Origin of the sequence: Helicobacter sp., from assembly GCF_014799995.1 — a bacterium.
GTDB lineage: Bacteria > Campylobacterota > Campylobacteria > Campylobacterales > Helicobacteraceae > Helicobacter_D.
Window position 1 is genome coordinate 1 of record NZ_JAAVGY010000022.1, and the last position, 9,213, is coordinate 9,213.

Genomic DNA, 9,213 nt, shown 5'->3' on the forward strand with positions numbered 1-9,213 from the left:
CTTAAAAATGTCTTAGACGCAAATAAAAAGTATTTCTTAAAAGATGTCCCCAAATATTACAATATGTTGCAAGGTTGGGCAGAAGCTGGAATCTATGATGTGCCTGCGCAAGTGGCGGAAGTAATGTTTGAAAGCTTAGAAGATAAAGATGACCCTTTATATTTGCCATTGCTTAAGAGTATGGCGGTGTGGTTTGATAAAGCGGGGAATCTCAAAAAAGCACACCAATATTATCAACTCTTACTTAAAGAAACAGAAAACGATACAGAACGACGCGAAGTGCAAAATTTAGATGATAATTTGTTATTAAATTTCAATGAAGAGAATGCAACGAAAAGATTAGAGCATTATGATTATGTAATGCAAAATTATCAAGGCAAGGAAGAAGCCAAAATGGCATTAGAGAAAAAGGCTCAAACCTTGTATGAATTGGGAAAATATCAAGAAATCTTTGCTATAAGAGACGAGCTAGAAAAAGAATTAGGAGAGAATCCCGAAGCTTTAATGAACGCTTTGAGTGCGTTAGTTAGAGATTCTCTTAAAAATCAAAATTGTAAAGAAGTTGCGTATTATGGTAGTTTGTATGGGGAGAGAATCCCGCTAGAAAGCAAGGAAAGATTGCAAGAGGTTGATTGTTTGATAGAAAATAAACAATATAGTGCCGCACAAAAAATTGCTCAAATAGAATCGCAAAATGCTAAAGTGCCAATGGATAAAGAGGATTGGCTCTATCGTTTGGCGTGGGTGCAATACGAAATGCAAGATTATCCTAAAGCAGCTCTTGCCGCACGCGATACTTTGAGTTTGTTAAGCAATCCTACGCACAATGATAGTGCTTGGGTGTTATTTATGGCTCTAAGTAAGCAAGGAAGAGACGAAGAGGCATTCAAGATTCTACCTACTTTAGAGGAGAAATTAAAAGACGATAACAAAATGATAGAAGTTTATAAAGAGATATTGCAAAATGCGCTTACAAAAAAAGATGATACCGCTATCAAGGTATATGCCAATAAGCTAATGACGCTTCAAAAGCAGCACGAACGTTTTGAATATTCCCCTTGGGTTGAATTAGGTATGGTAGAGGCTCTGAATCGTGAGGGCAAATTCCAAGAATCTTTAGATTTATTAAAGAGCGCAGAATCGCATATTAGTTCAGGGAATGAGCAGATTCAAATTTATTATTTGCAAGGATATTTGAATGATAAACTAGGCAATAAAGACGCAGCAATAGAATCTTACAGTCAATGTGAAGCAGTCCAAGCAAAATCACCTTGGAAAAATTTATGTATAGATGCAAAAAGATTGTTAGAAACTCAAAGTGCAACCCAAGCGCAAGGACAATAATGAGAGAAAAAAAAGAAAAGACACAACAAGTATCTAAGAGTCAAGAAATTGGTTTTGAAGATTATCTTGGTATAATTTCGCAATGTTTAGAAAAATTAGAGGAGGAAAATCTCACACTTAATGAGGGGCTGGCACTCTATAAAGAGGGTATGGAAAACTTACAGAAAGCGCAAAAAATTTTAGAAAATGCGCAGTTACAATGTGAGGAGCTTAAAATGCAATACAAAAAGGAAAACCAATGAAAATCGCTGCTTTACAACTCTCAAACACTAAAAGTCAAGACGACATAGAATCTTATCTTAAAACCGCAGTGGAAGCGAAAGCCAAAGTCATTCTTTTTGGAGAATATTTACTCAATCCATTTTTCAAAAATTTGGAATCCAAAAGAAACAAAAAAACACAATGGCTAGCGCAAATCAATCAAGAAAACGAAAACCTATTGCAACTTTCTGTCAAATATGGAATCATTATTGTAACGCCTATAATAGAGGTTGTTTCTCGCAAACTCTATAAAACAATCTTGATTATTAATAAGGGCAAGGCAATCCATTATAGGGCGCAGAAGCTTATGCCTTATGAACATTGGAATGAAGCGAAGTTTTTTGCCAATACTTCACCAAAGACTCTTAGAACCCCGCCGACTTTTAATGTGGGAGGGATTAAGTTTTCTGTGCTTTTTGGCTATGAATTGCATTTTGATGAATTTTGGCTAAAGTTTAAAAATGAAAATGTAGATTGTGTGCTATTGCCGAGTGCCTCTACCTTTGATTCTTCTTTGCGTTGGCGTAGCATTATCAAAATGCGGGCATTCTTGAATAGTTGCTATGTCTTGCGTGCGAATAGAATCGGGCAATATGAGGATATGCCCACGAAAACTTTATGGAATTTCTATGGAGATTCTCTCTTTGTTTGCCCCAATGGCGAGGTAATAGATTGCCTAGGAGACCGCGAGGAATTATTGATTGCCGAAGTGGATAAAAAATACTTAAAGGAAATCAAAGAATGTTGGAGATTCCGTCCTTAAAGGTTAGTTTTTTAAGAGGTTTTTAAATTTTACAAAAGAGTTAGGATTTATCATTAATTTTAAGCTTAAATTTATTAATTTTAGATATAATCCAAAACTTTCCTTTAGCTTAAAAATAGTTTAAGTTTTATCTACTTTTGGAGTTGTCTATGTCCGCAAAAAATGTTAATCAACAACTAGATGAATTATTTCAAAACGAATCCAAATATGTTTCTTATGAAAAAGTTGCACAGGTTTTGGGCAAACTCCCTACCGCTGCGCAGGCTAAAAGAGTAAGTGAGCTTGCAAAAAAACACAAAAGAAAACTAATGTCCGCTTCTGAAGTGGCAAAGATTCTCAATCAAGATGAAGCAAGAAAGATAAAAGAAGACAAAAAACGTCTTTTAGACGAGGAGCTAGAAGATGAATTTGACTTTATGAAAGAGCGCGAATTGCTTGAATGGAGTCGTAGTGATAGCCCGGTGAGAATGTATCTGCGAGAAATGGGACAGATTCCACTTTTGACGCGTGAAGATGAAGTAGAGCTTAGCAAAAACATTGAATTAGGCGAAAATATTATTTTAGACGCGATTTGCTCTGTGCCTTATTTGATTGATTTTATTTTGGATTATAAAGAAGCCTTGATTAATCGTGAAAGACGCGTGAAAGAACTCTTTAAAAGCTTTGATGATGAAGAGGAAGAGGGCGAGGAAGAAGAGGAAGAGGAGAATGAAGAAAATGAAAGCGAAGAGAGTGAGGAATCCAAAAAGCCCATTAGTAAAAAAGACCAAAAACGTGTAGAAAAAGTGCTCATAAGTTTCAAAGCGTTAGAAAAAGCCAAAAAAGATTGGCTAAAGACTTGGGAAAAAGAAAAAGACAATGAAAATTGCGAGGATATGCTCTATTTGCTCACTCTAGCACACAAAAAACAGCTTTTGAAAGAAAAATTATTAGACTTAGGACCCACAAGCAAATTGATTAATGAGCTTGTCAAGGCAATGGAAAATACGATTAAAAGTGATGAGGGATTTGAAAAGGAATTAAAACGTTTAGAATATCGTTTGCCTTTATTTAATGATATTTTATTGGCGAATCATAAAAAGATTTTGGATAATATCACAGAAATGAGCAAGACAGATATTACTTCTGCAGTGCCAGAAGCGACAATGGTTTCTACTTATATGGAAATCAAAAAACTATTCCAAACCAAAGCCGCAAGTGAGGGAAGCTTTGATTTAGAACCAGAGAAATTAAAGCAGATTTTGGAGCAGATTAAGAGAGGGAAGGACATTGCCGATAAAGCAAAAACCAAAATGGCAAAATCCAATTTGCGCCTTGTTGTTAGCATTGCTAAACGTTATACGAATCGCGGATTGCCTTTTTTGGATTTGATTCAAGAGGGCAATATCGGATTGATGAAAGCCGTAGATAAGTTTGAATATAAAAAGGGTTATAAATTCTCTACTTATGCGACTTGGTGGATTCGTCAAGCAATTTCTCGTGCAATTGCAGACCAAGCACGCACGATTCGAATTCCAATCCATATGATTGAGACGATTAATCGTATTAATAAAATTATGCGCAAATTTTTGCAAGAAGAGGGCAAAGAGCCGGATTTGGAGAAAATCGCGGAGGGTGTGGGATTGCCTGTGGATAAGGTGAAAAATGTTATCAAAATCACAAAAGAACCTATTAGCTTAGAAGCACCTATTGGCAATGGGGAAGATGGCAAATTTGGAGATTTTGTAGAGGATAAAACCTCTATTGGACCAATGGACCATATTTTGAAAGAGGATTTGAAAAGTCAAATTGATGATGTATTAGACCAACTCAATGAGCGCGAAAAAGCCGTGATTCGTATGCGTTTTGGATTGCTTGATGATGAATCGGATAGGACTTTAGAGGAAATTGGCAAGGAACTTAATGTAACGCGCGAACGTGTGCGACAAATAGAATCTAGCGCAATTAAAAAGCTCAAACACCCAAAAGTAGGACGCAAGCTTAAAAATTATATTGAGGAATAATTGTTTCCTTAATAAAGCAATAAAATAATACAATACTCCTCAAGATTTATTGGATAATTATCAAGGATATATTATGAAAGTCTTAGGATTTGATATAGGAATCACGAGTATTGGTTGGGCTTATATCGAAGATGATGTGCTCAAGGATTGCGGCGTGAGAATCTTTACGAAGGCGGAGAATCCAAAAAATGGCGATTCGCTTGCTGCGCCACGCAGGGAGGCGCGGAGCGCGAGAAGGAGGCTGGCGCGCAGAAAGGCAAGGCTCTATGCGCTCAAGAAGTTGATTTGCAAAGAGTTTGGTTTGAAACTTGGCGATTATCTCGCGCCTGATGGCGAGCTGCCAAAGGCTTATTGTATCCAAAAGTGTAAAGTTTCAAAAGATGAACGCAAACAAAAGCGTCAAACTGAAAAAGGCAAACAGGAGCTTGAAAAACTAAACAACAATCCATATAGGCTTCGCAAAGAAGGGCTAGAACGCAAATTAAATGTTGATGAACTTGCACGCGTGATTTTGCATATTGCCAAACATCGAGGATATGGAAATAAGCATGCTAAAGATGCAGATGATAGCGAAAGTGGCAAAGTCAAAAAGGCGATTAAAGAGAATGAAAAGTTGTTGCTTGAAAAAGACTATCAAAGTGCTGGGCAATATCTTTATAGCGAATTTTTTGAAAAGCCACGTGATTTTGATGTGGAGCAAAAGTCTTTAAAGAACATACAGGGCACGCAAGAATTTAGAAATGTTAGGAACAAGGCAGAATCTTATACGCGTTGTTTAAATCAAAGTGAATTGCAAAAAGAGTTAGGGTTGATTTTTGAAAAACAGCGTGAGTTTGGCTTTAATTTTAGCGATAAAAAATATAAGATTATCGATGAAAATGGTAAATTAAAAGAGCTAGACTTTGAATCTGCTATTATGGAAATAGCGTTTTTGCAACGTCCACTTAAAAGCTTTGAGGATAAGGTTGGCAAATGCACATTTTATGCCGATGAGCCTCGTGCCCCAAAAGATTCGCCTAGTGCAATAGAATTTGTTGCGCTCACAAAAATCATCAACATTCTAGCAAATATCACTAAACGTAGCGGCGAAGTGTATAGTGCGGATAAACTGCATGAAATTCGTGATATGGTATTGGAAAAGGGCGAAATCAGTTACAAAAAATTACGCAAAATTATTAACCTCGATGAGAGAATCCAATTTCCGAAAGATTCCAAACTTGACTATACTAAAAAAGATGCCGAAAATGCAAAGGTCATAGAATTTAAAAAGCTAAAAAGTTTTAATAAGGCTTTTGGTGATAAGGGCTTTGATGGGCTTACCAGAAATGAGCTTGATAGGATTGCAAATGATATTGCGCTGATTAAAAGCAAAGCAGAGCTAAAGGACAAGTTAACACATTATCCAAACATCAATGAAAAGCAAATAGAGAATCTAAGCGAATTGAATTTTGATAAATTTATTGATTTGAGCTTCAGAGCATTAGAGCAGATTCTGCCCTTTATGCGTAAGGGATTGCGTTATGATGAAGCAGTCAAGGAAGCAGGATTGCAAGAGCATAAGAAACATCAACAAAAGGATAATTTTCTCTCGCCGCTCAAAGAGTATGAACCCTATCTCGCAAATCCTGTCGTGGCAAGGGCATTGAGTGAATACCGCAAAGTATGCAATGCGTTACTTAGAAAACATGGACAGGTGCACAAAATTCATTTAGAGTTTACACGTGAAGCGGGCAAAAATTATGATGAGCGCAAGAAAATTGAAAAAGAACAAAGGGAGCATTTTGAGGCAAATCAAAATGCGCAGAAACAATGTGAAAATTTAGAATTACCTCTTAATGGAGCAAATATCCTTAAGATAAAACTTTGGATAGAACAAGGTGAGCGTTGTGCTTATAGTGGAGAAAAAATCACACTAGAACATTTAAAAGATTCCACAATGCTACAAATTGACCATATCTATCCCTACTCACGTAGTTTTGATGATAGTCAAAACAACAAAGTGCTTGTTTTTACGAAAGAAAATCAGAATAAGCTCAATAAGACACCCTTTGAAGCTTTTGGCACAGACAAGGAAAAATGGGACAAGATTCTTAGTCGTGCAAGCAAGCTTCCTAAACCCAAATACCGCAGAATCTCCAACACACAATTTACGGATAAAGAAGCGGGTTTTCTCGCAAGAAACTTGAATGATACAAGTTATATTGCAAGGTTAGCGAGTCAATGGACTAAAGATTGTTTGGAATTTTTACCCTTAAGTGAAAATGAAGCAACAATTGCTGGCGAGAAAGGTAGCAAGGTGCATGTGGAGGTAATGAACGGGAGCTTGACGGCGATGCTTAGGCATTATTGGGGGCTTGGGAGTAAAAATCGCGACAATCACTTGCACCACGCAGTCGATGCGGTGATTATTGGTTTCACAAACGCAAGCGTCATCAAGGCATTTTCAGATTTTAGAAAGCTTCAAGAACAAAATAAAGCGAAATTCTATGCTAAACAAATTGCAGAATCGGAATATAAGGATAAAAGGGCATTCTTTGAGCCCTGTAAAAACTTTAGGCAAATGGTGCTAGATAAAGTGGATTCTATCTTTGTCTCCAAACCCCCGCGCAAAAGGGCAAGAGGGGCATTGCACGAGGCGACATTCTATTCTTTTGAAAAATTGTGTAAAGATGAGGAATATGCTAAAAAGGAAAAAATGGACTATGGAGGACAAAAGGGGATAGAAAGAGCGGTAAAACTTGGCAAGATTCGCCAAATAGGCACAAAGATTGTGAGCAATGGCGCAATGGTGCGTGTGGATATTTTCAAGCACAAACAAAGTGGCAAATTCTATGGTGTGCCCATTTACACAATGGACTTTGCGCTTGGAATCTTGCCCAATAAAGCAGTTGTGGGAGGCAAAGACAAAGAGGGTGTTATCAAGGATTGGCTAGAAATGGATTCTAATTATGGCTTTTGCTTTAGCCTATTTAAGGACGATTTGATTTTGGTGCAGAAAAAGGAAATGGAGAAAGCGGAATTGTGTTATTTTAAAAGATTTAAAACTTCTGGTGCTTCAATAGAAATTGTCAAGCACGATAATAAGGCAGATAATTTAAGTGGCAATCAAGAAAAAATATTCAAGGTGAAATGTGAAGATAATCAAAAAATATTAGATGAAAGTTTAATATCAATCCAAAATCTCAAAACCTTTGAAAAATACCAAGTCTCACCACTTGGCGAAATCCAAAAGGCAGAATCTATGCCGCGTCAAGCCATTTCTTTAAAGTCTAGCCCCAAAAACAAGAATAAATAATGTTTAATGCCGCCTTTCGCACGCTTTTTCTAAGCACTCCCGTGAGGCTTAGTTTGCTTGATAGGCATTTGTGCATTGCCCAAAAAGACAAAGAAAGCGTAAAGATTCCACTTTCTGATATTCTTTGTATTATTTTAGAATCTCCACAAATCACGCTTACAAATGCACTGCTTAATGCGTTAGCGCAATATAAAATCGTTTGTTACACTTGTGATAGCTCGCATTTGCCTAGTGGTGTGTTTATGCCATTTTTGGGACACTTTAAGAGTTTAAGTATTTTGCAAAATCAAATCAAACTCAAAAAACAAACCAAAGCAGTGCTTTGGCAGCAAATGGTTAAAGCGAAAATAAGCAATCAAGCGGCTTTGTTGCAAATGTGTAGCAAAGCAGAATGGTATCAATTAGAATCTTTAGCAAAGTCTGTCAATCTAGGAGATAGCACAAATAACGAAGCCAAAGCGGCTGCAATCTATTTCAAGGCACTTTTTGGTGTGGGCTTTAGTCGCAAAATCCAAATTTTTGAAGAGGAAAAAATTGGAACGATAAATGCTGCACTCAATTATGGTTACGCGATTGTGCGAGGAATTATTGTAAGAAGTCTTTGTGCAAGTGGGCTTAATCCAGCACTTGGAATCAATCACAAAAATCAATTCAATGCGTTCAATCTCGCTGATGATATGATAGAACCTTATCGGATTTTTGTCGATTCCCTTGTAATGCGAATGTGCGAGAATGGAGAGTTACAAGAATCCCTAAGCCTAGAAAATCGCGTCCAGTTGGTAGAAATCTTAAATGTGTCAGTGATGATAGAAAAGAAACTCTATCCGCTTAGTCGGGCAGTTATAGTGAGTGTGCAAAGTTTGGTGCGTTGCCTTGAGGTGGAGAATCTCAAGCTCAAAACACCTCTCTTTTGCGAGGAGAAATCCAATGGAAGAGAAATTTATGAGGGTGTTAGTAATGTTTGATATGCCAACTTTTACTAAAGAGGACAGGAAGAATTGCACGAAATTCCGCAAGTCTCTTATTAAAGATGGCTTTATGATGCTGCAATATAGTGTTTATATGAGGATTTGCAAGGGTATAGCAAGTGCCAATAATTATTTGGATAAGGTAGGTTTGATTGTTCCGCCAAAAGGGCATATTAGGGCATTAGTTCTTACTGAAAAGCAATTTGACAATATGCGATTATTACTTGGAAAAAGAAGTGAAAATGAAAAGGCAAACAAACCTAGACAACTTACGCTTTTTTAGACTATTAAAAGTATATTAATAGATTTCAAAAGATTTGAGAATTAAAAAGATATAGATTCGGTTTTAAGGGATTGTAACCCTGCGGAGACCGAAAACTCCTTATTTTAGCCGCTTTTTAAATTCTTTGGTAGGAATTATATCTTTCTTTATCTTAAAATCACTTATTTTAAGATATTTTGGAACTTTTAAAATTCCCAAACCCTTTTATATACGATGTTCTAGTAAAGTATATTTTACCATAAAAGAATTTAAGAAGCGGCTAAAACTTAATTCCAGTATTTAGAAAATTTGCTGAC

At 36.6% G+C, this 9,213-nt stretch carries 6 protein-coding genes and 1 pseudogene; all 7 read left to right on the forward strand.

Annotated elements, in window-relative coordinates:
* Window positions 1–1,344, forward strand: a pseudogene (locus HDT10_RS03670) (flagellar functional protein); the annotation flags it as partial.
* Window positions 1,344–1,586, forward strand: a complete 243-nt coding sequence (gene xseB / locus HDT10_RS03675) for an exodeoxyribonuclease VII small subunit (protein ID WP_290880104.1) — start codon at window positions 1,344–1,346, stop codon at window positions 1,584–1,586. The pseudogene HDT10_RS03670 and the gene xseB, both read left to right, overlap by 1 nt.
* A complete protein-coding gene (locus HDT10_RS03680) occupies window positions 1,583–2,368 on the forward strand; it encodes a carbon-nitrogen hydrolase family protein (RefSeq protein WP_290880106.1) in 786 nt (261 codons plus the stop codon). The genes xseB and HDT10_RS03680 overlap by 4 nt, the downstream gene beginning before the upstream one ends.
* Window positions 2,369–2,517: 149 nt before the next feature.
* Entirely contained in the window at window positions 2,518–4,371 is a 1,854-nt protein-coding gene (rpoD, locus tag HDT10_RS03685) for an RNA polymerase sigma factor RpoD (protein ID WP_290880107.1), read from the forward strand.
* Window positions 4,372–4,441: 70 nt separating this feature from the next.
* Window positions 4,442–7,666 (forward strand): type II CRISPR RNA-guided endonuclease Cas9, encoded by a 3,225-nt coding sequence (cas9, locus tag HDT10_RS03690; RefSeq protein WP_290880113.1) that lies wholly within the window; start codon window positions 4,442–4,444, stop codon window positions 7,664–7,666.
* Complete coding sequence (gene cas1 / locus HDT10_RS03695) at window positions 7,666–8,631, forward strand: type II CRISPR-associated endonuclease Cas1 (protein ID WP_290880108.1); 966 nt, start codon at window positions 7,666–7,668, stop codon at window positions 8,629–8,631. The genes cas9 and cas1 overlap by 1 nt, the downstream gene beginning before the upstream one ends.
* A complete protein-coding gene (gene cas2 / locus HDT10_RS03700; protein ID WP_290880111.1) occupies window positions 8,594–8,917 on the forward strand; it encodes a CRISPR-associated endonuclease Cas2 in 324 nt (107 codons plus the stop codon). Before cas1 ends, cas2 begins: the two co-directional genes overlap by 38 nt.
* The last annotated feature ends 296 nt before the right edge of the window (window positions 8,918–9,213 follow it).

What these genes read in the sequence shown, in the direction of transcription:
- xseB (WP_290880104.1), top strand. Translation starts at nt 1,344, where the DNA reads ATGAGAGAAAAAAAAGAAAAGACACAACAAGTATCTAAGAGTCAAGAA.
- HDT10_RS03680 (WP_290880106.1), top strand. Translation starts at nt 1,583, where the DNA reads ATGAAAATCGCTGCTTTACAACTCTCAAACACTAAAAGTCAAGACGAC.
- rpoD (WP_290880107.1), top strand. Translation starts at nt 2,518, where the DNA reads ATGTCCGCAAAAAATGTTAATCAACAACTAGATGAATTATTTCAAAAC.
- cas1 (WP_290880108.1), top strand. Translation starts at nt 7,666, where the DNA reads ATGTTTAATGCCGCCTTTCGCACGCTTTTTCTAAGCACTCCCGTGAGG.
- cas2 (WP_290880111.1), top strand. Translation starts at nt 8,594, where the DNA reads ATGGAAGAGAAATTTATGAGGGTGTTAGTAATGTTTGATATGCCAACT.